This window comes from Rhizobium sp. 1399 (assembly GCF_031455475.1).
Taxonomy (GTDB): domain Bacteria; phylum Pseudomonadota; class Alphaproteobacteria; order Rhizobiales; family Rhizobiaceae; genus Rhizobium.
The window spans coordinates 37391-61610 of record NZ_JAVDSU010000006.1; the positions used below are offsets into that span (position 1 = coordinate 37391).

The following is a 24220-nucleotide window of genomic DNA, read 5'->3' on the forward strand; positions in this document are numbered from 1 at the left end:
ACGTGGGCATCATGGAACTACGCCAGCTATCCTACTTCGTTGCAGTGGCCGAGGAGCTGCATTTCGGCAGGGCGGCAGCCAAGGTGCATATCGCCCAGCCGGCACTGTCGAACCAGGTGATGGCGCTCGAGAAGGAACTCGGCGTGCAGCTCTTGCTGCGCACGACACGGCGGGTGGAGCTGACGCGGGCAGGGGCGGCCTTCTACGAACGATCGGTCAGGATCCTCAGCGAGGTGGACCTGTCAGCCGAGATCGCCCGGTCGGTGGCCGGCAAGACGGCGCGGAGAATCGCGATCGGCACGGTCTATCCCGCCACCATCGGCGTGCTGCCGTCCTTCCTGTCGCGCATTGCCCGCAAATATCCCGATATCCGCCTGCATATCGAAAGCGGCACCACCGACGACATCATCCGCCATATCGAGGCAGGCCGCATCAATCTCGGCTTCATCCGGCCGGTGGAGAATATCGGCTCCTTGCGCTTCTTCTCGATTGCCCATGAACGTTATCTGTTGGCCGTCGCCAAGCAGAGCCCTTTGTCATTGAAGAGTGAGATCGATCTCGAGGATCTGCGCAGTGAGAAGATCATCTCGTTTTCCCGTCAGAACCTCTCCTACAGCGAGCGCTATTTCGCGGAAAAGTTCGAGGAACACGATCTGACCGACAATGTCGCCTATACATGCGACGACACCTTTTCGCTAGTGTCGCTCGTCTCGGCCGGGCTTGGCATCGGCTTCGTGCCGGAATGGACACAGGATCTGCCCAACCGCGGCTTCGAGCTGAAGAAGGTGCGGGGGATCGATTTCAAGATCGGGCTTGGTGTCGCCTGGAACCGGGAGGATCCGACCGCCTCACGCGACGACATCATCGATATCGCACGATCGCTCGCGCGGCCGGGCAGGTGAGGGGAGGGGCCGGTCGTCGACTGCGAAGGTTCGGACTGTCGCGAGCCCGGCCTGCAAGCGGAACACTCGGTCGTGGGGCAGTTGGTCCCGCTTGATTGGCGGCAGGCAGATATTTTCTGCGAATGCAGCAGGTGTCGCGCGGCTCTCGCCAAACCGGCTTCACCGGCAGCAATCGGCATGGCTGACCTCCCGGAGGCGCCAAGGAGGGCGGCATTGCCGCAAGGGTTCAGTCGGCTTTCTGATACACCCTGACGTAGTCGATATCCATGCTGACGGGGAAGATCTTGTCGTTGATCTTGCCCGCCATGTCGCCACCGATTGCCAGGTTGATGAGCAGATAATGCGGCGTATCGAACGGCCAGTTTTTCGTACCCTTGCCAGGATTTTGGTAACTAAAGTAGCCGCGCTCATCGACGCCGATCGAAATCTCCTTCGGCGTCCAGGTCAAATTGTATGTGTGGAATTTGCCGCAGGCATCGCGGATGGTGGTTTCACCACCAATGCCGAATGTTCCCTCAGTGGCCTTGGTATGGATGGTACCGGTGATTTTGCTCGGGGCGTTGCCGTCCTGCTCCATGATGTCGATTTCGCCATTGTCGGGCCAGGGGATCTCGCCGGGACCGAGCATCCAGAAGGCTGGCCAGGTACCGGCGCCGCAGGGCAGGCGGGCGCGGATTTCGTAGTAGCCATAGGTCCAGCTAGCCTTGCCGCGTGTGATCAGACGCGCAGATGTATAGGCCTGTCCGCCGTAGTCTGACGCCGTCGTCAGCCTTTCCTTGCGAGCGGTGATGACGAGCTTACCGTTTTCCACCTTGGTGGTTTCGACCCGCTTGACGGCATAATATTGCTTTTCGTTGTTGTACCAGCCGGTCTTGTTGGCTTCTGTGTCGTACACCCACTTTTGCGGGTCGGGCAGGCCGTTCCCATTGAACTCGTCCGACCAGACAAGCCGATAGTCGCTCGGCACTGAATTGCTCTGCGCAAGGAGCGGTGTGACGTATAGCGAGAAAGCAACCGCGAAGGACATGCGGGCGACAGTATGGATACTCACATCAGCTTCCTTTCGTCGTTATTCGTTTTTACTGGATCCTTTGACTTGCTCAAACCAACCCAAACAGGACGGTAGCAAAATTCAAGCCCTTTCACCCACCACGGCCTATGAGATGATGCTCGATACATAAATGCTTGAGACCGGTAAATTCTCGGGGGTCAGGCGGCATGCACACGGGGCGGCTTCGGTTTGAATATCCGGGGCACGTTCGGTTCAGGCTGCCGCAACGGCGCCCGCAGTCTGCTGCTTCTTGACCATTCGCTTGCCGACAGGTGAATTCACTGCCGACACGGCGAGAGTAGGCCACTTTGTCGTAGCTCTTCCCAGATCATCCTCTATGTTTACTTTGCCATGAATAGCAATACTTAGAAATGCGTAGATGGACATGAAATTAATTTCGGAATATCAATTATATGTTTATTTTGTACAGGGGCGTATAAGATGTGTCCAATCTCGGTAGCGCTAGTTGACGACCACCCTCTAATGCTAGCTGGGTTAACTGAAATCCTTAGAAAGCAACCCACATTTTCTGTTGCGGCAACTGGATCGAGCGCGGACGATATATTGGACATCGGCCTGAGGTTGGCACCTGACGTCTTTATCGTCGACCTGATGATGCCGGGAAACATTTTCGACGTGATCGCGAAGCTTGTCGAAAAAATCCGGACGAAGATCTTGGTCTTCACGGCAATGACAGGCAGCGATTATGCCGTGCGCGCCCTCAACGCGGGCGCAAGCGGGTACGTCCTCAAAGGAAGTAGCGCACAGGAGCTCCTTCAAGCCATCGCGACCGTCCACCGCGGCGATATGTTTATTACCCCTGCCTTCGCCTGCAAGGTCATCGAAGAACTTAAGATAGCCTCCCTCAAAAAGATGACAGGCACGGAAGTAAAGCTCAGCATACGCGAGGGTCAGATCATAAGGATGTTGCTGCGGGGCTTCACAAATCGGCAGATCGCGGCCGACCTGCAGATTGGCGAGAAGACCGTTAAAAATTATATGACTATCCTCATGCAGAAGTTGAATGCACGAAATCGCCTAGAAGTATTACTTGCCGCGCAGAAGCTTGAGGGCGGCACCGATCCTATCCAACGCCACTAGATGCCATTCCCCTCCATCGGTACCACGACCTGAAGCTCCGTTCCGGAGCGGGCGCGCTTGCGGATCTCCACTCTACCACCGAAGGCTTCAACTCGGTTGCGAATACCCTGTAGTCCGAGTGGCCTGCGCCCCCCTTTTGCGCTGCTCATTTCAAAACCAGGGCCGTCGTCGGCAATGACAACGGTGATAGCCGACGGCTCTGCTGACGCCGACACCCGCTGGTCGCGCCCGCCGCCGTGCCGGAAAGCATTGTTGAGGCCTTCCTGCACGACGCGGTAAAGACAGATCTTCAGCGAATGCGCGACACCCACTGGCAGCCCGTCATATTCCGATGTGACTTTCGAACCCGTCGCATATTCGTGCTGATCGACCGCCATGCGCAAGGCCGATTCCAGCGACATATATTCGATCTCCGGCATTATCAGCCCGGTCGAAAGCTCTCGCAGCTCCGCCAGGACCTGACCTGCAATATGCGAGGGAGCAAGATCGACCTCTGTGACGTCGGACGCACTATCGAACGTCATCCTTGATCGGATGGGCGCCTCTAAAGACCCCCCGAGTTTAAGGATCAGCAGGCTGAGCAGCTGAACGGGACCATCGTGCAAATCAGCGCCGATCCGGTTCAGGAGCTGCTCGTTGGACTTCGTTGCGTCCATTCGAGCCCTGTCGGCCGCCTTGCGAAGCTCGGTATTCTGCTCCGCCAGCGCCTGTGCCTGAGCAAGCCGGGCCTTCAGCGTCATCTTTTGATTGGCGATGATATTGCTCGCTCGTCGGACGATGAGATACAGCAACGCCATGATGGCGAGTGTCGTTGCACCGACTATTGCCCATGTCTGACGCTGCACCCGACCGCGCTGAACGACGAATTCGGCAGCGTCCTCGTAAAGCTCTCCGACGGCGATGATATCGCGCGTGCCGGAGCGGTAGATCGGCGCATAGATTTCGATGAGGGGTCTGGCAACCTTCGCTCCATGGACTTCACCATCGTTGTGGCCAGTTTCAAGTTGCGCGAGGACCTGACCCGCAAAAGCCCGCTTGAGATCCGGCGAAGGAAACACCTTTCCGATCAACGACTTGTCGGTGCTGTAGATTATCGTCCCATCATTGCGCCAGATCCTGAAGCCTTCCACTCGGCGTGCGAGGTCAGTGCCGATCAGTAGATCGTCGAGTTCCTTGCGGCGGGTATCGGCAACCTGGGGATCATTTGCAAAGCCGTCGACGTGGCGGGCAAGGAAGCCCTCCATGTAAAGGGCGCCGGATTCAGCCCGGCTTCTCAATTGATTTGCAGCAATCTGTCCGTTCAGCCATTCGCCAAGAATTGCCATTGAACTACAGATGACCAGCCCGGCAACAATCAAAAATTGCTGGGTCAGATCAAGGGCATGCCAATAGTTCAAGAACCCGGATCCCCGGCCGCCAGAGCTCTTCCTAACAGGGACGTAAGTCACATTTGTTTCCGGGCCCAAAGTCCCGGCCTCCCGAAGACCAAAGTCCATGAATGTCAGCGGACCTTTGGAACTATCTCCTCGCCTTGCCTGAAGACATTATCTGATCGTCGCAGACAATGCTGAAGATTTTCTGTTGGTTTCCGCAATCTCATCTCCGGAACCCCAACAGAAAACTGCAGCAAAGCAGACGACGCCTGCGAATGCAGGGTGGGGAAAAAGCATTGCCGGAACGATAGCGGTTTCTGGACAATCCAAGGGGGGAATAAAATGGTCACCTATATTCGGTCGGATCTCGATTTCATCTTGAAACAGATCAAAATCGCGGAAGCGGACGCCGCCTTCCGGCAAGGCATATCGACCGGCGATCCGAACAATGTCGCAAAGCCGCTCTTCGGTCCCGGCGGGTCGATCCCGACCTACAATCTTTCCTGGGGCCTGCGCACGGTCGACGGTACCTACAACAATCCGCTGCATCCAGAGTGGGGTGCTGCCGACAATGAATTCCCGGAACCCCTCGGCACACAGTTCAAGACGATCATGGTGCCTGCCGGCCCCGGTGGCGCTCTGGTTCCCGTCTCATACAACCCGACAGTCGACAATGATGGCCCCGGCCCGTCCGGCGCCGGCGACGTCTTCGACCCCTATGTCCGCACCATCTCGAACCTGATCGTCGACCAAACGCTCGGCAATCCCTCTGCGATCTTGACGGCTCTGCAGCGCGCCGGCATTGTTCCGGCGGCGCAGCAGATGACGGTCACTGCGCAAATCACTGCCGCCTATGAGCCGCTGCGCCCACTGTTCAACGCCGTGGGTACGGCCGAACGCCTGAATGCCGAGGCCCAAGCCGCCGCCTCCGCAAGCCCGAACAACCAGGCTCTGCAGGACGCTGCAGCTGAGACTGCGGCCAACTTGGCTACCGCACAGGCAAATCTCGATGCCGCAGACGATGCTCTGATGACACTGCTCGATGCCAATGGCGTCGAGCTCGATGGCGTCAACGTCGTAATCACCAATGCCGCCCCCGATGAAGGGCTGTCGGCACCGTTCAATTCGTGGTTCACCTTGTTCGGCCAGTTTTTCGATCACGGTCTCGACCTCGTCGCCAAGGGCGGTAATGGCACCGTGTTCATTCCGCTGATGCCCGACGATCCGCTTTACGTCGAGGGCAGCGATACCAACTTCATGGTGCTGACCCGCGCGACCCTTGCCGGCCCCGGCGCCGATGGGATTTTGAATGACGACCCATTGACGGCTGTCAACGAAGCCGCCGACAACACCGATCGCCCGGTCAACACGACGACATCGTTCGTCGACCAGAACCAGACTTACACGTCCCATCCGTCTCATCAAGTCTTCCTTCGGGCCTATACGCTCAATGCTGCCGGCGACCCCGTTTCGACGGGCAAACTCATCGAGGGCGGCAACGGTGGCATGGCAACCTGGGCTGATCTCAAGGCGCAAGCCGCCTCCATGCTGGGCATCCAGCTTGTCGACGCCAATGTCGGCAATATTCCGTTGCTGGCCACCGACCCCTATGGCGAATTCATCCGAGGCCCCAATGGCTATCCTCAGATGGTGACGACAACGGGCCTCGTCGAAGGCAACCCCGCTGCCAACGGAGGATTGGGTGTCCTCGTTCCGGCAAATGCTGTCCTGACAGGCCATGCGTTCCTGGCCGATATCGCGCATAACGCGGTGCCGGACGGACTGGCCGATGGTGACATTGAGATCGGACTTGAAAACCCCGGCAACGAGCCCGGCGTCTACGACAACGAATTGCTCGATGCGCATTATGTCGCCGGCGATGGCCGTGCCAACGAAAATATCGGCCTGACAGCCGTGCACCATGTGTTCCATTCGGAACACAACCGCTTAGTCGAGCACACTCAGGAAGTGGTGTTCGCAGATGCCGTTGCGATGCTGGACGGCGGTGCGTCGCAGGCCGAAGCCGTGGCCTTCCTGAACGAATGGCTGATTAACGACGTCAGTGAGGTTCCGGCCAGTGCGGCAGGTCTTGTCTGGGATGGTGAGCGCCTTTTCCAGGCCGCCAAGTTCGGCACCGAGATGCAGTACCAACATCTCGTGTTCGAAGAATTCGCCCGCAAGATCCAGCCGAACATCAACGTATTCCTGGTTCCCGACGGCTTCGACGTGACGATCGATCCGTCGATCGTCGCCGAGTTCGCGCATGTGGTCTACCGCTTCGGTCACTCGATGCTGACCGAGTCGATCGATCGCTTCGACCCGAACTTCAACCCTGACCATATCGGGCTGATCGAAGGCTTCCTCAATCCGCTGCAGTTCGAGAATAATGGCGGCACGTCGACCGTCGATGCGGATATCACGGCCGGCGCTATCGTCCGCGGCATGACACGTCAGGCAGGCAACGAAATCGACGAGTTCGTCACCAGTGCGCTGCGCAACAACCTGCTCGGCCTGCCGCTCGATCTTGCCACCATCAACCTGGCCCGCGGCCGCGACACAGGCGTACCGTCGCTGAATGCGGCCCGTACGCAGTTCTATAATGCCACCAATCAGGATGTCTTGCTCAAGCCCTATGAAAGCTGGGTGGATTTTGCCGGCCATCTGAAGCACGAGGCCTCGATCATCAACTTCGTCGCGGCCTATGGCACACATTCATTGATTGAGAGCCAGACGACACTTGAAGGCAAGCGCAACGCCGCGCTCACCGTCATCACCGGCGTATCGGTCGGCGGGCTCGCCGTCCCGACAGACCGTCTCGACTTCCTCAACGCGACGGGTGCCTATGCTGGTGGTACGCTTGGCGGTCTCAACAATGTCGACCTCTGGATCGGTGGTTTGGCGGAAGCGATCATGCCCTTCGGCGGCATGCTGGGCTCGACCTTCAACTTCGTCTTCGAAATGCAGATGGAAAAGCTGCAGAACGGTGACCGCTTCTACTACCTGCAGCGCCTCGATGGCCTGCATCTCTTCGGCGAGATGGAGAACAACTCCTTCGCGGCGATGATCATGCGCAATACCGATGCCACCCATCTGCCGTCGGACGTCTTCTCGACCCCCGGCCTCATTCTCGAGGTCAATCAGGCCCGGCAGTTCAACGATCTCGATGGCGACGGCACGCTCGAAAGCACCGATCCGCTCGGCGACGGCATCCTTACGCAGCTCGTCATCCGCAACAATCCGGCAACTCCCGGCGCAGACACCAACTACCTGCGTTACACCGGCGGCGATCATGTGGTCATGGGCGGTACCGAAGCCAACGACACCATCATTGCCGGCATCGGTGACGACACACTGTTCGGCGATGGCGGCAACGACCGGCTGGAAGGCGGGTTCGGCAACGACATCATCAATGGTGGCGACGGCGACGACATTATCGTCGACAGCGGCGGCGACGACAATATCAAGGCCGGCAAGGGCAATGACGTGGTTCACGCCGGTCCCGGTCTCGACCTGGTGATGGGCAATGACGGCCAGGATTTCATCTTCCTGGGCACCGACATGGGCTCGGAAGTCTTCGCCGGCACCGGCAACGACTTCATCTATGGCAACAAGAATGCCGAACGTATCCTCGGCAACGAGGGCAATGACTGGATCGAAACCGGCACGTTCGACGGTGCGCCTGGCGACAACTTCGACGAAATTTTCTCGCATGACGAGATCGACGGCCATGACGTGTTCCTGGGTGATGGCGGCTTCGATGAGTTCATCGGCGAAGGCGGCAACGAAATCTTCGTCGGCAGCGCCGGTCGCGGCAAGATGGTTGGCATGTCCGGCTTTGACTGGGCGACTTACAAGGACAACCCGAACTTCGTGAACGCCGACTTGTCGATACCCATCATCTTCGACGAAGCTCCGACACTGCCGCAGAACGCCGCGCTCGATGAATATGAATCCGTCGAGGGCCTGTCGGGCACTCGCTTCAACGACGTTCTGAAAGGTACGAACCTTCTCGCCGCCGATCGGCTTCCCACGCTTCAAGGGGGTACCGAAGGCTACCAGGGTAGCGCTCTCGACGCCGAAGGCATCGCCCTGATTGCTGGCCTGCAGGAAGTTCTCGGAGCTGGTGTCATTGGATATAGCTCCGGCGACATCATTCTTGGCGGCGACGGCAGCGATGTCATCACCGGCCAGGCCGGCGACGACATCATCGACGGCGACAAGTGGCTCGACGTGCAGATTGGTGTCTTCGCACCCGGGGACACGGAACATGCCGGTCAGCCGATCGCCCTGCACAACAGCATGACGACGCTGGCAGCCGCCATGTTCAACGGCACGATCAATCCCGCTCAGCTGGCGATCGTCCGGACGATCCGGAACAGCAACGACCAACCGGACAGCGATGGCATCGCCGATGTGGACAGAGCCGTATTCTCCGGCGCGCGAGCCGAATACGACATCACCTTCAATCCAAACGGCACCGTGACTGTGGCCCATACCGGCGGACTGGCTACCGACGGTACGGACACCATCCGTAACGTCGAAATCCTGGACTTCACCGATCAGGACATCTCGCTGTCGGCACCGACGCTGGATCTCCACGGTCCGACGACGTCCACCAGCACGCTGACAGTGGCCCAAGCGTACCGGGATACGTTTGGTATCAATGCCTACAACAACAATAATGGCTCGTCGGCCTGGGGAGGAAACTGGACCGAAACCGGCGATGACGGTAGCCCGACAACTGGTGAGATCAATGTCGCCGGCGGCAGACTACAATTCAATCCGGGCATTGATGGCGGCGAGGCTCTTGCTCGTGCGGTCAACCTTACGGGCGTCACCAGGGCGACCCTGTCGTTCGCCTGGGAGGGCGACAACCTCGACTTCGGCGAGACCGTGTCGATCCAGGTACGCAACACCACAAACGGCCCATGGACGACCCTGCAAACGTTTGGCGGCAATGCGACCGGCAACTTCTCTATGGCCATTCCCGCAAACATGATCGGAGCGAATACCCAGATCCGCTTCCTTACTGCAGGCAATTTCGAGGCCGGCGAGACCTTCTTCGTCGACAACGTCAACATCCTTACGGAGGTCGATACCGTCACACCTGTTCCGGGCGCGCCCGGCAACAATTACGAGACGAACTACACCGAAAATGGTACTCCCGTCGCCATCGCGCTGGGTGCCCTGATCACTGATGACGGCGCAAGCATTGCTTCGGCCCGCGTCGTGCTAACCAACGCCAGCGCCGGCGATGTTCTCTCGGTGCTTGGCGGTCTGCCGGGCGGCATCACATCGTCGGTCGACAATAGCGTTGCCGGACAGATCACCCTGACACTGACCGGCAATGCCTCGCTCACCTCCTATCAAACGGCGATCCAGCAGGTGCGGTACGCCAACAACTCGGACAACCCGGCACCCGTCGACCGCGTCCTGCAAGTCACCGTCAATGACGGTCTGCTCTCAAGCACGGTTGCCACCACGACCGTCCATGTCACGGCGACCAACGATGCGCCGGTCGCCAACAACGACACCGTCATCACAAACGTGGCCGCAAATACCGCGTTCACGATCTCGCATGCAGCTCTGCTCGCCAACGATACGGATCCGGAAGGTTCGGCGGTGACGATCACGGCGGTGGGCGGTGCCAACGGCCTCGCATCAGGCCCCACATTGGGAGCAGGCATTATTACCCTCTCCGACAATGCGGTGGCCGGCGGCTCCTTCACCTATACCGGCAGCGACGGCACACTGACCGATCCTGCCACCGTTACCATCAACCGGGTTACGACCGCAGATATTACCGGTACCGGTGCTAACGATATCATCGTCGGCAATACCGGCGCCAATACCATCACCGGCGGCGGCGGCAATGACAATATCAATGCCGGCGACGGCAACGACACTATCAGCGGCGGCACCGGAGACGACATCATTCTCGCAGGTACCGGCAATGACACTATCACCTGGAACGCTGCGGGTGGCACTGATGGTTTCGACATGGTCAATGGCGAGGCCGGCGGCACCGACACCTTCATCGTAAACGGGGTGGCTGGAACGACCGAAACATTCCGCATCTATGAAAGATCGGCAGCCGTCGCAGCCGGCATTACGGTGGTCGGTGCCCTTACCGAGATTGTCATCACTCGGACGGTCGGAGCAACAACGACCGTCATCGCCGAGCTCGACAATATCGAGGAGATCAGCGTCAATACGCTCAATACGACGGCCAATAACGGTAACAATCCGAACGTGCCGGACGGGGGGACAAGCAACGGCGATACGATCCAGGTTATCGGCAACTTCAATGCGCCGTTCACTAGCCTGAACTTCAGTACGATTACCATCGACGGCAATGCCGGCGACGATACGGTCGACATCTCGGCCCTGACCTCGGCGCATCGCATCGTGTTTCGCTCGAACGGCGGCAACGACACGATCGTCGGCACCCTGCGGCCGCAGGACGTCATCGAACTGCCCGCCGGCGCAACTGCCGACGATTATGAAATCACGACCGATGCGAACGGCGTGACGACAATGACAAGCAGCCAGCACAGCATTCATTTCACAAGCGAGGGTGGCCTGCCGCAGTTCAGCGACACCGTCACTGGTGAAGACGATACGCCAGCTCCCGAACCGTCGACCGGAGCTCCGATCGCCGGCACTGCGGCTGCCGATGTGCTCCTTGGCACGGCAAGCGGAGAAATGATTGTTGCATTCGCCGGCAATGACGTGGCCACCGGCGGTGCCGGAAACGACATCATGCGCGGCGATGACGGCGACGATCTGCTCAGCGGGGAGGCCGGCAACGACATGGTCTTCGGCGGCGCCGGCAACGACGACCTCATGGGCGGCGCCGGCAACGACATGCTCTACGGCGATGCCGGATCCGACCGCGTCTTCGGCGATGCCGGCGACGACATGATCCAGACCGGTGCCGGCAACGACACCGCTCATGGCGGCAGCGGCAACGATATGTTCGTCGCCGAAGCCAGCGACGGCGATGACATCTACTATGGCGATGCCGGCAGCGACACGCTGGATATGGCGGCGATCACCGCCAACCTAACGGTCGACCTCGGCAGCGGCTTCATGGGCAGAGGCAGTGCATCCAGCAGCCAATCGGGCAGCGATACGCTCTGGAATATGGAGAATGTCGTCACGGGCTCCGGAAACGACACGATCACTGCCAATGCGTCCGTCAACATCATCGACGGCGGTGCCGGAAACGACAAGTTCGTGTTCAATTCCGAAAAGGATGCAGACGGCGATACGATCCTTGGCTTCCAGCCGGGAGACAAAATCGACCTGAGCGGCACGGATGCAAACAATGGCGTCTCCGGAAATCAGGCCTTCACGCTGGTGGCCGGCTCCACACTCAGTGGTGCTGCGCAACTGATCGTCACCCACGAAACGCGTGACGACGGCGACTATACCGTGGTGCAGGGGAGCGTGGACGGCGACAGCAGCGCCGAACTTCGCCTCAGCATCAAGGGGAACCACAACCTCACCACTACGGACTTCAACCTGTAAAGCGCGAAATGCGGCGTGCCGGCTTCTCCGGCACGCCGCATAGTCCAATATCAGCAAGAAGTGGTGAATGACATGCGCCCTAAAACTCCCTTGACCGGCACCAAGCGCAAAGAGATCGAGAAGCTGACCCACGGACTGAGAGGAATTTTCGTATTCCTCTTCATTACGTCAGGGGTGATCAATGTTCTCGCGCTGACCGGCTCCTTTTACATGCTGCAGATTTATGACCGCGCCTTGACCAGCGGCAGCGTTCCGACCCTGCTCGGGCTGTCGGCACTGGCAATCGGCCTCTACCTCTTCCAGGGATTTTTCGACATCATTCGATCGCAAATTCTGGTGCGGATGGGTGCGCGGCTCGATAGTCGGATCGCCCCCATGGCGCATCAGGTCGCAATCGACATGCCCCGCTTCGGCTTTTCGACAGCCGAAGCGCTCGAGCGGGGACGTGACGTCGATACCGTGCGCTCGTTTCTCGGCAGCCAGGGGCCGGTTGCGTTGTTCGACCTGCCTTGGGTGCCTCTCTACCTGCTCTTCGTCTATATGCTTCACCCCTATCTCGGTGCGCTCACCTTCGCCGGCGCCTTCATCCTCTCGATGCTGACGATCGCAACGGAACTGATGACCCGTCGTCTGGCGAGCGCCACGCACAAGTCGGGGATAGAGCGCAACGCGATCGCCGATTCCAATGCCCGCAATGCCGACATCCTGAAGGCGATGGGTTTTGCAGGGCGCGCGGTCGATCGTTTCAACCGCGCCAATCAGGACCATCTCGAACTGCAAACGCGCACTAACGATATCAGCGGCACGTTCGGGGCAATATCCCGCGTGCTGCGGATGATCCTGCAGTCGGCTGTACTTGGCCTCGGCGCCTGGTTAACGATTCAGGGAGAGTTGTCGGCAGGCGCAATCATTGCGGCTTCCGTTGCCTCGGCACGTGCCCTTGCGCCTGTCGATCTGGCAATTGGCAATTGGAAGGGCTTTGTCGCAGCCAGAACGGCCTTCAACAGACTGAAGGAAACGGTGATCGCCCTTTCGGGCGTCGTTCCGCCGATGGCACTGCCGGCGCCGAAGCACTCGCTGAAAGTCGAAAAGATAACGGTCGCGGCACCCGGCTCCGGACGGGTGCTCCTCAGCGAAGTCAGCTTCGAGATCGCTGCAGGACAAGCGCTCGGCATCATAGGGCCGAGTGGCGGAGGCAAGACGACGCTCGCACGTGCTTTGACCGGCGTGTGGCCAACCCTTCGCGGCAGCGTCAGGCTTGACGATGCCGAACTTACGCAATGGTCGGACACGGATCTTGGCCAGCATGTCGGATATCTGCCACAGGATGTGGCGCTCCTTGATGCGTCGATCGAAGAAAACATCTCGCGCCTCGAGCCAGAAGTCGATCCCCGCGCGATCGTCGAGGCCGCTCAAACGACCGGCATTCATGAAATGGTCGTGCGTATGCCCGATGGCTACCGTACCGCACTCGGACCTCAAGGCGTCTCTCTTTCAGCCGGGCAGCGGCAGCGTATCGGCCTTGCGAGGGCGCTCTACCGCAATCCCTTCATCGTGGTCATGGACGAGCCCAATTCGAACCTCGATGGCGAGGGCGAAACGGCGCTCACACAGACGATCAAAACGGTTCGCGCCAGGGGCGGCATCGCGATCGTCATCGCTCACCGGCCGAGTGCACTCGCGGCCGTCGACATGGTTGCCGTTATCCAGAATGGAAAGATGGTGGCGTTCGGACCCAAGGACGACATCCTCAAACCATCGGTGGCGGACACTGGGAGCAAACCTGCGGCCGCAACACAGGTCGGCTCGCGCATCATGGCGAGGATGTCGGAATGATCGAGGTAAAGGGAACCAAAACCGTCAAGGAAGAAGACGACCCGCACGATCGTTATGTCTTCAAGAATGAGGACAAGCTTTCGAAAGTGCCGATGTTCATGACGCTCTTTCTGACGGGATTTGCGCTCTATCTGAAGAGTGCACTGTCCAGCCAGCCGGAGGCCCTTCCGATCGGCGAGACGGAACCGAGGCCAACCCCGGATCCCAAGGAGGGGTTGTCGCCGATCGATCCGGTTTCCACTGGCGCAATCGCGCCGCAAGAAACCGAAGAGGAAGAAAAGGCGCCAACTGGAAAGAAGGGGGGTGTGCAGCTTTCCAATTATAAGAACGCCATAAGTCATCCACTGGAGGACTCTCCACCGATAGAATTCAACAGGCTCAGCCTGCCAAGTCTGAGCCTCCTGAAAACATCAGGTGGAGTTTCGGTGTCCTTCCACGCGTCGAACGACAATGCCTGGAAGGCTTCGAAGCCAATATCGAGAGCCCCTTTCCGCATATCGGATGACCATACATGGACAGGTCCAAGCCAGGCTTCAGAGGCTGCACCGGAGCGAGATGAGGTCAAGCCTCCGCCAGCCCCGGAAAAGGCGCCCAACCGCGCGCCGCGCGCCGGCACTCCCGTCGCGCTTGCCGATGTTTCCGGTTGCGCCATCGCGCTGATCGGTCTTGCCGATCTCCTGAGAGGGACCCTCGATCCCGATGGCGACCCGCTGTCGGTCAAAGATATTACGGTCTCTTCGGGCAGGCTCGTACAGACAACCGGCGGTTGGACATATCAGGCCGACGGACTCGGCCCCGTGACCGTCCACTATCAGATTACCGACGGCATGGCTTCCGTCGTGCAGACAGCCAGTTTCTCCGTCGTCAAGCCCGCACCCATTATCGGTACGAATGGCGATGACCTGTTGGTTGGCACCAGTTGCGGCGATGACATCGACGGGCTGGGGGGCAATGACAATATCGATGCGAGAGGCGGCAGCGACACCATCAATGGCGGGGATGGAAACGACAACATCGTCGCAGGCAGTGGAGATGACACGATCTTTGCGGGCAACGGTCATGACATTGTTCTCGGCGGCCTGGGTAACGACCACATTTTCGGAGGCAATGGCAACGATCGCCTGTATGGCGAAGAAGGCCGTGATAGCATTTTCGGGGATGACGGGGACGATCTTCTGAGCGGCGGCGGCGATGCCGACATTCTTCATGGCGGCGACGGCAATGACACCCTGAACGGCGATGCCGGCAATGACGTTCTGGAGGGTGAAGGCGCTAATGACAGCCTGTTCGGCGGAGACGGCGACGATATCCTTCTCGGACAAACCGGCACCGACAATCTCAGTGGCGGTGCGGGAAACGACGTCCTGAGCGGTGGCAGCGACCAGGATACGGTGAGGGGAGACGATGGTAACGACACGGTCGCCGGTGATGCCGACCGTGCAGACGACACCTATGACGGCGGGACAGGGATCGATACGCTCGACTATTCGGCACTTGCCGAGGTGGCCGAGATCAATCTGGCCGCTGGCAGCGCCTCCGGCACCGAGATCGGTGCCGACACGATCGCGAATTTCGAAATCGTTCGCGCTGGCGCGGGCGACGACTCGGTCACCGGCAGCGCAGAGGCTGAGGAGTTGCACGGCAATACTGGCGATGATCATCTCTGTGGCGGCGACGGTGCGGACCTTGTCAAAGCCGGTGATGGTAACGACGTCGTCACAGGCGACCTTGATTGTGCAGCAGACAGCTATGACGGCGGAGACGGCATAGATACGCTCGATTATTCCGCAGCTGTTATGTCCGTTGTCGTCGACCTCAATGCTGCCGACGTAACCGGTGAGGAGATTGGCAGTGACGGGATCAGCAACTTCGAAATCATCAAGACGGGCGATGGTAACGATATGCTGCGCGATGGAGACGCCGCCGAATGCCTCTCGGCCGGAGGCGGCGACGATATCGTCATCGCGGCCGCCGATGCGTCGGATGACGATTTCCAGGGAGGCGATGGTTTCGACACGATCGATTATTCGCAGGCCGCCCATGCTGTGCTCATCGATTTGAACACGGGTACGGCCACCGGCTTCGATGTGGGCTATGATGCCGTCGGTGGATTCGAAAAGGTCGTCGGCGGAGCCGGTAACGACATTGTCCGCGTTGGTCCGGTGGCCGCTGTCATCGAAGGCGGGGCGGGTGAGGACATGTTCGAGTTCACCGTTCCGGCCGGTGAAGACAGCGCCGCAGTCGTCCATCAGATCCTGGATTTCATGGTCGGCGACCGTATCGACGTGTCCAAATACAAGATCTTCGAAGAGGTCATGGACGGGCTGGAGGATCGCTTCGAGGAGATCTACGGCGACAAGGCCGACGTCGAACCATTGCCGATCCGCGTTCGCCATGAGGGAACGGACGAGATGAGCCGCACCTTCATCGAAGTCGATATGGACAAGGATCAGCATTACGAAATGACGATCAATCTGACGGGGCACCATCTCCTCGTGATCGTCGAGAACACATGATGGCCGGGGGAGAAAAGACGTGCCTCAAAAACAACTAAACACCCAGCTTGGGCAATCGCCCGAAACGAACAATACGTTCCCAGTCGCAACGCGTGTTCTTGCCGGTGTCGCGCTTGGTTTCCTGCTCTTCGCAGGTGCCGGCGGATGGGCCGCCACGACCCAGTTGCGGGGCGCGATCATCGCATCGGGCACCATCAAGGTCGATCGTAACCTGAAGGCGATCCAGCATCGCGATGGCGGCATCGTCAGTGAAATCGCCGTCAAGGAGGGGGACATCGTCACCAAGGGGCAGATCGTGTTGCGCCTTGACGATGCCCAGACCCGTGCTGAATTGTCGATCGTCAAGACCCAGCTTATCGAGCTGACGGGGCGCCAGGCACGGCTGGTCGCCGAGCGGGACAATCAGGACGAAATCAGCTTCGAACCTGATTTCGTCACCGAGTTTCCACTGATCTCATCCGGCGAGCGCCGTCTTTTCGATGGAAACCGCCGCAACAGGCAAAACCAGAAACAACAGCTCCAATACGGCATATCCCAGCTCGAAGAGGAACTGAAAGGCCTCATCGCCCAGTATGATGCAAAGGACGACGAACTCGAACTGGTCCGAACCGAACATGGCAAGATCAAAGGCCTTGCCGACAAGAAGCTCATCGATACCTCCCGGAAATATGTCATCGATCGCGAACTTGCCAAACTGACGGGCGAAAGCGGTGAGATCCAGGCCAATATCGCCCGGTCGAGAGCACGGATGAGCGAAATCCAGGTGCAGATCATCGCCATCGATGAGGCTGCCCGCACCGAGGCTCAGCGCGAACTCAGCGTCGTCGAACCGAAACTGTCCGAATTGCGGGAGCGGCGCATCGCGGTCGAGGACCGGCTGGCGAGAACCGATATCCGGGCGCCACTATCGGGAACGGTGAACGAGCTTTTCGTCCACACGATCGGCGGAGTCATTACCCCGGCGGAAAAATTGCTGACCCTCGTACCGGCCGACGCAGCACTGAAAATAGAGGCCAGACTGTCTCCCACCGATATCGACCAGATTTCGATCGGTCAGGAGGCAAGAATGCGCTTCTCGGCCTTCAACCAGCGCGCGACGCCGGAGCTTCATGGCAGCGTCGCCTACGTATCCGCGGCGACAAGCACCGATCCGGCGACCGGCCAGATATTCTACCTCGCCGACGTCGCCGTGCCGGCAACCGAGCTCGCCAAACTTGACGACAACAGGCTTCTTCCCGGCATGCCGGTAGAAGTCTTCGTTTCCACGGAAGAGCGAACCGCGATCTCGTTTCTCGCCAAACCCCTGACGGATCAATTCAACCGTGCGTTCCGTGAAGAGTAATTTTGCTATCCCCCACCGAGGTCTGAAACCGTCTACCGTTCAAGTAGGTAGCAGGAGTTTGCCGGGAAGCCGCGCATGGTTCCATCCAGATGATGATTCCTGCAGTCGCGGAAAAAGAACTGTTCCGGCAGACCCGCTGACATCGGACACATAATCCGCCATATCGAGGCCGGCCGCATCAATCTCGGCTTCATCCGGCCGGTGGAGAATATCGGCTTGTTGTTTTGCAACAGCCACAAGAGTATCGCCAAGTTGTTTGAAGCAAGTTGCGCGCGATCAACTGGACCGAGCTCAGGCGGTCAATTCTGCGGTGTAGTCATGCCAGAGGGCAAAGCTGAGCGCGAAGCGATGATAAGCCCATGCCGCATAGGCGATGATGTCACGGGCAAAGCGAAAGCCTTTCAGGCGCGGCATTTGGCACGGGATATTCATCCGGCTCGAATAGCCCACGCAGACAAGTCAAACAACTTGGCAATACCTTCTGGGGCGCTGAATCCGCACAGATGTGGAATCGCTCTACTTGCGCGATTCTTTAGTAGCCGTCGAATTCTTTCTATCCATCTCAAGCCCTAAATTGTCGACCGCTCAGAACGCAAGTTCAGGTAACCTGCGACACCTCTTAAGCTAGTCACCTCATGCAGACAGGCGCTATCAACCATTCAGGCTCCAATGCACCAGTCGGAACAAGCCCTTCAACTCCGGCTCCTGTACCATCGATGAGGCTTCTGCCGGCGGAACCCGTATCTGCTGTCGCTCTCCTTTCTCGGGAAACTGATTGAGTTGTTCAATGAACCTCAGCGCGAAGACCGAAACAACCAGAGGCGGCCTCGTTTCATCCTTGAGGTAGGCAGGGCCACTCCCGATCGAGCAAGAGATCGGCCCGGACATCCTCGCTCCGCCAGTGACCCGCCGCCGGGAGCGGGCGGTGTGCGATCCTCGCATAGTTAAGCCAAGTCTTCAGCGTGACGACAGTGCGCGTGGGGTCCGACGCGAAACAAGTGGTCAATCTCTGTTGTCGCTTGACATATGTCGATGGTCCCGAGGCGGGGACTATGGCTAAATCTGTCACTTAGGTCTTGGCGTCGGGTGGGGTCACGGACCCATCATCAGATGGGCTTTTTTTAAAGGAACGAGCCGGGATGCTGGTAATATTCGACTGTGACGGCGTGCTGATCGATTCAGAGTCCATACGGTCGACGCTGAGGCTCTGACCGCGTTGGGCCACCCAACAACCGCATCGACTATTTCCGAACGGTTTGCGGGGATTCCCCATCGGACGGCATGGCAGAAGCTCGCCGAAGACCACGGTTTGAACCTACCGGATGGCTGGGTTGACGACATTTTACACGAATGCGACCGCCGCTTTGCAACGGAGTTGAAAGCGATGGCTGGCGCGCAGGAAGCGATAACAACGATCAGGAACCATGGGCACGACGTAAGTGTGGCGTCATCAACGGAACTCATAGCCTTGACGAACAATCTGGATCGCACTGGGATGCTCGACCATGTCAGTGCCAACGTCTTTTCTGTCAGTCAGGTCAAGCGTTCGAAACCTGCGCCCGATGTATTCTTGTTTGCTGCGTCGCAAATGGGGTTCGATCCGACAGATTGCATTGTCGTCGAGGATTCCGTCGCGGGTGTGACAGCGGCAAGACGCGCGGGAATGAGGTCCGTTGGATTTATTGGTGGCGGGCATGCTTATGATGCTCTACAGGCGCGCCTCTTAGAAGCCGGGGCAGCGTGTATATGTTCTTCCATGGCAGAGATCAGCGACCTGATCGGAACGATGGAGAACGCATTATCCGCGAGCTCGAAAAACAAGGGCAGGCTTCTCGAGTAAGGAGACGCCTGCTTTTGCGGGCGCGCTGGTGCCAATCCGCGGGATAATCGTCGCTGCGCTGCGCCTCGATGAACATTGAAACCAAGGTGGGAGCGCAACGTCGGATAGGATCCATCACCAACGACATCCTGCTATGGATTGCGCCCGGCCAGAGCGGACGGTTGAACGTAAACTGATCCCGCCTTCACCGTAAAGCCGCCTCCTCGATCACGGTGAAGACGGGAAATCCGGCTGGGCTTCAGGGCGTGACATGCGAAAGGCGTCAAGGACAACGCAATGCTGTTCCACTTCCAGGAGCTGGGGGTAAGGGCTTAGATCGCACTGCAACCGGCGCGCCGCGCTGAGCTGCGGTATGAGATGCAAATCGGCCCAGCCCGGGCGGTCGCCAAAAGCGAAGACCGAGTGAACTGCCCGTTGCTTAAGCGTGGCCTCCAGCGCCTCGAGGCCCAATGTCAGCCAATGATGAACCCAGCACTCGACGCCCTTGTCGTCGACGCCGTATTCATTCGTCAGAAACCGTCTCACCCGCTGCACCGTCAGGGAATGCATTTCAGAAGAGACCAGGGCTGCGAATGCCTTCGCTTGAGCGCGGGTCACCGGATCAGCAGGCAACAGGCTTGGTTCCGGAAACGTCGTTTCAAGATAATCGAGAATGGCGGCCGACTGGGCGATGATGCGGCCGCCGACATCGAGTGCAGGCAGCAGCCCCTGCGGGTTGAGCTCGCTAAATTGGCCGTGTTCCAGCGAACTGACTGGGATATAGGTGTAATCGATACCCTTCAGGCGAAGGGCAATCCGCACACGCTCCCCTGCGGAATTCTGCCATCGGCTTATGAGACGCATCGCGACTGGTCACCTCAAGATCGGAGTATTGATATTGGTCGGATCATCAGAATGCCTATGGCGCTAGGCGAGCTGACCGAGAGGGTAAAACAAGACGTTTGCCGGTACGTTTACGAAGCTTCATCCCACACGCCCAGTAGTAGCGGCGCACTCAGCCTGGTGATCTCGATACTCGGATAAACCAGTTCCTCTAGCAATTGAAGAGATCGAACTGTGGCCGCTATCGGGACAAATCGGGCGTTCACTTTGACCTTTGATATCGATTTTGCAGCATGAAACCTAAACAGCGTGATGTGGGCGATCTGAGGTGGTCTCGGACGCCAATCCTCGAAGCAGATGGCATGTGAAATGTCCGCACGCAGTCTGTGCAATTCTGGCGGCTCTTTTGCCTTAATGAAGACAGCGGCCTCCGAAGTAGCTACCTCGCTGAATTCAAGATCAACCGGCGGCGTCTTCTCAACTAGCCTATCGATGATCTCTGTCCATCGAGCGCCTTCCAGCTTCCAGACCTCATGATTTGGAACCCTAAATTGACTCCTCGCGTCGATCAACGTGACGACCGTCATGTGCAGGCTTTGAAGGGGGACACGCAGAAGCGGCGCGGTACTCTGCTGCTCGATGCGATTCTGCAAGTCGCAGAGCTTTGATAGAAGCGGAGTGTCGGGAAAATATTGAAGGTGAAAAGCGCAGCACTGTCTGAGCCAGAGAGTGTCAATTTTCGTTTGGATCACGGGCGCCCTCGAAGCACTGAGTTCTACCCACCCCGCCGGAAAGATCGCTCGACCCGACTTGAGCGTATTCGATTCTGAAATTGCCTCGCCGGTGGAGCATTTCAATGGATCTAGGTGCGTGCCGTGACGATTTCGTTAGCGGTCGGGGGGCCAGGGGCAACAATCTCGAAGTAACGCGGTCCCATAGAAGGACGCTACGAGGTACCCCGCCTCCGTGCGCCGGTTCGGTGGGCCTGCATTCACTTAGCATCTAAGGCGCGGGTCTTCGGTTCGATTCCAGTCAAGGCGAAGGCGTCTGGTGCGGCATGGATCGCATGGTGGGTAGCAGACCTAAGTCGTATATCCCATTGACATATCCCATCAAGAGAGCCATTTAGGTTACGTCATAATCAATGCAATTCGGAGACGTGCAGATGGAGCAGGGTGCAGTATTCCAAAGCAATCGTAGCCAAGCGATCCGTTTGCCAAAGGCGCTTGCTTTGCCTGATGATGTAAAGCGTGTCGACATCGTTGCGGTGGGACGCACTCGTATCATTGCACCAGCTGGTGAGATCTGGGACAGCTGGTTTGAAGGAGCGGAGGCGACATCCGACTTCATGAGCGAGCGTGATCAACCTGCTTTGCAGGAGCGTGAGGCATTTTGATGCTGAAGTACATGCTCGACACCAATATCTGCATTTTTACGATCAAAAATCGACCGCAGCAGGTTCGAGACGCGTTTAATCGTTCCCATGATCAGCTGTGCATCAGCTCGGTTTGCCTAATGGAATTGATTTACGGAGCGGAAAGGTCAGCCAGTCCTGAAAAGAACCTTTCCGTTGTGGAGGGCTTCGTAGCGCGTCTCGAGGTATTGCCGTACGACGAAATGGCAGCAAACCATAGCGGTCAACTGCGAGCTGAATTGGCGCGTAGCGGAACTCCGATTGGTCCATATGATCAATTGATTGCGGGACATGCGCGCTCGCGGGGACTGATTATGGTTACCAATAACCGCCGGGAATTTGATCGCGTGCCCGGGCTACGAGTGGAAGATTGGACAACCTAGTTTAAATAATTAATCGCATAGCCGGATCTCGCGGATTGCAGTAAGCATTTAACCAGCGGTTGTCGGAGCGAACCCCATCACATCAGGTCTTTTGTCAATTGTTCATCCGAGTGGCATCGAATTTCTCCTGGGTGAGCGGATCCGCGGTCTGAGCCCATAGCAATTGCTGGCCCGGTCTCGGGCCCATACAAACTCGACAGTGGGGGCTCCCGCGCGACCGCAAGCGTCGCGGTCTGTCGCCATCCTGTGTCAGCGAGAAAATCCTGTCTCTCGAGCAGCAATCGGCATTCCGCTGCTGACGAGAACGACGGGGGGGCGTGACGCCGCGGCGTGAACAATATCCTGCCGATAGTGCCGCACTTGCCCCATGCCCCTCGGTGGATCTCGACCAGGCCGGCGGGGCTCGGATTTGCGGATATCGGGGCGACCATTGTTGCTGCCGCCAGGCATATGAAGACCTAGAGCCAGGCATGGCCCCGAGCCCTAGAGCGTGGCACGCAGCCGTCGCTCATCGATCGGACGGTCCGGCGCATTCGCAATGACATGGGGCTTTTCTAGTCCCACGCAGTCGTCAGCCGGTTAGACCGACGAGCATCAGGCCACTTTGTGGAAGGCGTGGATCAATGTGTAACGAAGGCCATTCGACAACGCCCGGCGCAAACGTGATCGTGGAACACTATTGCGACCATGAGGAGCCAGTCGGCACGCGCTGCCCGCAACGGGGCTGCTACGGCTTTGAGGAGAATAAGGCAATCACGCTCTGGTAGTGCAAGAAGCATCAACCGCTAAATTATCGTGGATGGCCGCGGCATGGCGCCACGATACAATGATCACCGCTATGTTGAAGTGCGCCAGCCTGACGGCGGTCGACGGCGACACCGTGCGCTGCGACTGGAAGCCAATGCGATTGCTGGGAGGAGGAGTGCCGTTCCAGTGGGGAATAGATACCCCGGAGATAGGATCACACGCAAAGTGCATCAAGGAACGGAAGATGGCGCTGATCGCCAAGGGACGGCTGAAAGAACGTTTGGAAGAACGCGGGCTACAGATCGAAATCAAGGGCTACGACGATACGCCGAAGCACCGAATGGGGAAGAGATCGGGCCCAAACTGCTCAAGGGGGGATTTGCCAGGACATGCTCCGCACCTAAAACCGATTGGTGCACTGGCTAGCGCCCTCGATCACGCTCGGCAGCCTTCATCTCGAACAGAATGAGTTTCAGGCCTGCCGTTTCAACTGACAGGATATTGTCGAGTGGAGGCGCGTGCGTTTCGAACTCTATAACGGGCTTGTCCATGTGGCGGCTAAGCTCTGCATAGAGAAGTTCATGCGATTGCTTGGCAAGAAGGACCATGCTCACCGCCTCACACATTGCCCGGCGTCCACGTTGACTGTCCACGGGTGTCCGATGGGCGGAAGACCATTTCTGAACCACTGCTGTAATGAGATCGATTTCTTCGTCCTGCAACGAAAGCAGATGGAGTAGAGACATCGCCGGCACCTAATGTTGCGGCAAGAGCACCCATGGTCTCCCAACCGGCCTCTACCGTTGTACTTCCGGGCCGACGAGAGGACCGTACTCCTTTTTGCGTGTAGAGTCTCAATTAATTCAATCCCAAGATGCTACAGCATATCGAACAAGAGCTTGGCCGCTAGAACGGCGGTTTTGTCAGTTTGGTGCGCGAGCGGATCTGGTCGTAAAAGGGATGGGCAGAGACAGCGCGCGCCGCCTCACGTTTGGCTGAAGAACATTTCGCGAATGCAAAAAACGGCAGGCGATCGGTGAAATGGAACTTTCAGTCACGATCGGCGTTTTGCGCGCGGATCGCGCGGCGAACCTGTCCCTCTGATGATCCCTTCTAAGCCCTGGGGTTCGTTTGCGCGGTCCACCAACCTGGATCTTGGTATGGCTGAACAAATCGTGCCGGCCGGAAATCAGGTAAGTATATAGCCGCTACAGGGTAGCTTATTTAATATGCACTATCGCTTATTTAGCTATAAATGATGTATCGCAACAACAACGGAAAATGTTGTGACGAAATCATAATTTTGTCGCACTTGAAAAGCGGGAGACCTGTCTCTAGCTCTTCTGCGTTATGGTCAATC

At 58.3% G+C, this 24220-nt stretch carries 15 protein-coding genes and 3 pseudogenes; 12 read left to right on the plus strand and 6 right to left on the minus strand.

What is annotated here, in order from left to right:
- The first annotated feature begins 11 nt into the window (after positions 1–11).
- Positions 12–902, plus strand: a complete 891-nt coding sequence (locus J2X71_RS19570) for a LysR family transcriptional regulator (RefSeq protein ID WP_310384069.1) — start codon at positions 12–14, stop codon at positions 900–902.
- A 226-nt stretch (positions 903–1128) separates the two neighbouring features.
- Here J2X71_RS19570 and J2X71_RS19575 read toward each other — a convergent pair whose 3' ends face one another.
- Positions 1129–1953 (minus strand): glycoside hydrolase family 16 protein, encoded by an 825-nt coding sequence (locus tag J2X71_RS19575; protein WP_310384070.1) that lies wholly within the window; start codon positions 1951–1953, stop codon positions 1129–1131.
- Between the two features lie 441 nt (positions 1954–2394).
- Here J2X71_RS19575 and J2X71_RS19580 point away from each other — a divergent pair, with 441 nt between their 5' ends.
- Positions 2395–3054: a response regulator transcription factor gene (locus tag J2X71_RS19580; RefSeq protein ID WP_310384072.1), complete on the plus strand. Its 660-nt coding sequence runs from the start codon at positions 2395–2397 to the stop codon at positions 3052–3054.
- Here the strand turns inward: J2X71_RS19580 and J2X71_RS19585 are convergent.
- Positions 3051–4451 carry an ATP-binding protein gene (locus tag J2X71_RS19585; protein WP_310384075.1) on the minus strand — a complete coding sequence of 467 codons (1401 nt, stop codon included), beginning with the start codon at positions 4449–4451 and terminating at the stop codon, positions 3051–3053. The genes J2X71_RS19580 and J2X71_RS19585 overlap by 4 nt on opposite strands.
- A 318-nt stretch (positions 4452–4769) precedes the next feature.
- Between J2X71_RS19585 and J2X71_RS19590 the strand changes: the two genes are divergently transcribed.
- From J2X71_RS19590 to J2X71_RS38110, 5 genes and pseudogenes are all read left to right on the plus strand, one after another.
- A complete protein-coding gene (locus J2X71_RS19590; RefSeq protein ID WP_310384076.1) occupies positions 4770–11960 on the plus strand; it encodes a peroxidase family protein in 7191 nt (2396 codons plus the stop codon).
- A 72-nt stretch (positions 11961–12032) separates the two neighbouring features.
- A complete protein-coding gene (locus J2X71_RS19595; RefSeq protein WP_310384078.1) occupies positions 12033–13796 on the plus strand; it encodes a type I secretion system permease/ATPase in 1764 nt (587 codons plus the stop codon).
- On the plus strand, positions 13793–16312 hold the full coding sequence (locus J2X71_RS19600) for a cadherin-like domain-containing protein (protein WP_310384079.1): 2520 nt from the start codon (positions 13793–13795) through the stop codon (positions 16310–16312). Before J2X71_RS19595 ends, J2X71_RS19600 begins: the two co-directional genes overlap by 4 nt.
- Before the next feature lie 19 nt (positions 16313–16331).
- Positions 16332–17654: an HlyD family type I secretion periplasmic adaptor subunit gene (locus J2X71_RS19605; protein WP_310384081.1), complete on the plus strand. Its 1323-nt coding sequence runs from the start codon at positions 16332–16334 to the stop codon at positions 17652–17654.
- 144 nt (positions 17655–17798) lie between these two features.
- Positions 17799–17876, plus strand: a pseudogene (locus tag J2X71_RS38110) (LysR family transcriptional regulator); the annotation flags it as partial.
- Between the two features lie 81 nt (positions 17877–17957).
- Here J2X71_RS38110 and J2X71_RS19615 read toward each other — a convergent pair.
- Positions 17958–18086 (minus strand): annotated as a pseudogene (locus J2X71_RS19615) (IS6 family transposase); the annotation flags it as partial.
- A gap of 784 nt (positions 18087–18870) precedes the next feature.
- Here J2X71_RS19615 and J2X71_RS19620 point away from each other — a divergent pair.
- Positions 18871–19494 carry an HAD family phosphatase gene (locus J2X71_RS19620; protein ID WP_310384084.1) on the plus strand — a complete coding sequence of 208 codons (624 nt, stop codon included), beginning with the start codon at positions 18871–18873 and terminating at the stop codon, positions 19492–19494.
- 207 nt (positions 19495–19701) lie between these two features.
- Here J2X71_RS19620 and maiA read toward each other — a convergent pair whose 3' ends face one another.
- Positions 19702–20337 (minus strand): maleylacetoacetate isomerase, encoded by a 636-nt coding sequence (maiA, locus tag J2X71_RS19625; protein WP_310384086.1) that lies wholly within the window; start codon positions 20335–20337, stop codon positions 19702–19704.
- 110 nt (positions 20338–20447) lie between these two features.
- On the minus strand, positions 20448–20903 hold the full coding sequence (locus tag J2X71_RS19630) for a 2'-5' RNA ligase family protein (protein WP_405049729.1): 456 nt from the start codon (positions 20901–20903) through the stop codon (positions 20448–20450).
- Positions 20904–21481: 578 nt separating this feature from the next.
- On the opposite strand from J2X71_RS19630, the gene vapB reads away from it, so the two are divergent.
- From vapB to J2X71_RS19650, 4 genes and pseudogenes are all read left to right on the plus strand, one after another.
- On the plus strand, positions 21482–21712 hold the full coding sequence (vapB, locus tag J2X71_RS19635; protein ID WP_113185894.1) for a type II toxin-antitoxin system VapB family antitoxin: 231 nt from the start codon (positions 21482–21484) through the stop codon (positions 21710–21712).
- Positions 21712–22113: a tRNA(fMet)-specific endonuclease VapC gene (gene vapC, locus J2X71_RS19640; RefSeq protein WP_310384091.1), complete on the plus strand. Its 402-nt coding sequence runs from the start codon at positions 21712–21714 to the stop codon at positions 22111–22113. The genes vapB and vapC overlap by 1 nt, the downstream gene beginning before the upstream one ends.
- Before the next feature lie 327 nt (positions 22114–22440).
- A pseudogene (locus tag J2X71_RS19645) lies at positions 22441–22575 on the plus strand (hydrolase); the annotation flags it as partial.
- Positions 22576–22736: 161 nt separating this feature from the next.
- Positions 22737–22880: a hypothetical protein gene (locus tag J2X71_RS19650; protein WP_310384094.1), complete on the plus strand. Its 144-nt coding sequence runs from the start codon at positions 22737–22739 to the stop codon at positions 22878–22880.
- A gap of 402 nt (positions 22881–23282) precedes the next feature.
- On the opposite strand, the gene J2X71_RS19655 is transcribed toward J2X71_RS19650, so the two are convergent.
- Complete coding sequence (locus tag J2X71_RS19655; protein ID WP_310384096.1) at positions 23283–23606, minus strand: hypothetical protein; 324 nt, start codon at positions 23604–23606, stop codon at positions 23283–23285.
- Between the last annotated feature and the right edge of the window lie 614 nt (positions 23607–24220).

What these genes read in the sequence shown, in the direction of transcription:
- J2X71_RS19570 (WP_310384069.1), top strand. Translation starts at nt 12, where the DNA reads ATGGAACTACGCCAGCTATCCTACTTCGTTGCAGTGGCCGAGGAGCTG.
- J2X71_RS19580 (WP_310384072.1), top strand. Translation starts at nt 2,395, where the DNA reads ATGTGTCCAATCTCGGTAGCGCTAGTTGACGACCACCCTCTAATGCTA.
- J2X71_RS19590 (WP_310384076.1), top strand. Translation starts at nt 4,770, where the DNA reads ATGGTCACCTATATTCGGTCGGATCTCGATTTCATCTTGAAACAGATC.
- J2X71_RS19595 (WP_310384078.1), top strand. Translation starts at nt 12,033, where the DNA reads ATGCGCCCTAAAACTCCCTTGACCGGCACCAAGCGCAAAGAGATCGAG.
- J2X71_RS19600 (WP_310384079.1), top strand. Translation starts at nt 13,793, where the DNA reads ATGATCGAGGTAAAGGGAACCAAAACCGTCAAGGAAGAAGACGACCCG.
- maiA (WP_310384086.1), bottom strand. Translation starts at nt 20,337, where the DNA reads ATGCGTCTCATAAGCCGATGGCAGAATTCCGCAGGGGAGCGTGTGCGG.
- J2X71_RS19630 (WP_405049729.1), bottom strand. Translation starts at nt 20,903, where the DNA reads ATGACGGTCGTCACGTTGATCGACGCGAGGAGTCAATTTAGGGTTCCA.
- vapB (WP_113185894.1), top strand. Translation starts at nt 21,482, where the DNA reads ATGGAGCAGGGTGCAGTATTCCAAAGCAATCGTAGCCAAGCGATCCGT.
- vapC (WP_310384091.1), top strand. Translation starts at nt 21,712, where the DNA reads ATGCTGAAGTACATGCTCGACACCAATATCTGCATTTTTACGATCAAA.
- J2X71_RS19650 (WP_310384094.1), top strand. Translation starts at nt 22,737, where the DNA reads ATGTGTAACGAAGGCCATTCGACAACGCCCGGCGCAAACGTGATCGTG.
- J2X71_RS19655 (WP_310384096.1), bottom strand. Translation starts at nt 23,606, where the DNA reads ATGTCTCTACTCCATCTGCTTTCGTTGCAGGACGAAGAAATCGATCTC.